The organism is Streptomyces capoamus, from assembly GCF_014654935.1.
Taxonomy (GTDB): domain Bacteria; phylum Actinomycetota; class Actinomycetes; order Streptomycetales; family Streptomycetaceae; genus Streptomyces; species Streptomyces capoamus.
Window position 1 is genome coordinate 97,287 of record NZ_BNBF01000015.1, and the last position, 406, is coordinate 97,692.

Genomic DNA, 406 nt, shown 5'->3' on the forward strand with positions numbered 1-406 from the left:
GTGCACAGCCAGCCACCGTTCGCGCAGAAGAGCGGCGGCGAAGGGTCGGCCGGAGCGAGCGCGAGCACATCGGCGGCACCCGGCGCGGAGATCGTCGTGGACGTCAGCGGCAAGGTCCGCGAACCGGGGATCCGGCGGCTGCCGGCCGGTGCCCGGGTGGCCGACGCGCTGCGGGCGGCGGGCGGAGTCCGGCCCGGCGTCAGCACGGAAGGACTCAACCGGGCCCGCTTCCTGGTCGACGGCGAGCAGGTCGTCGTCGGCATCCCCGCCGGGGCCCCCGGCCGGCCCGGCCCGCCAGCCGGACCGCTCCCCGGGACCACCGGCACCGGCCCGACGGCTCCGGTCTCCCTCACCACGGCCACCCAGGACCAGCTGGAAACCCTGCCCGGAGTCGGCCCGGTACTCG

Annotated in this window: 1 pseudogene; it reads left to right on the forward strand. The window is 77.6% G+C overall.

Features of this window, described 5'->3' with window-relative positions:
- Positions 1–406, forward strand: a pseudogene (locus tag IE312_RS41420) (SLBB domain-containing protein); the annotation flags it as partial.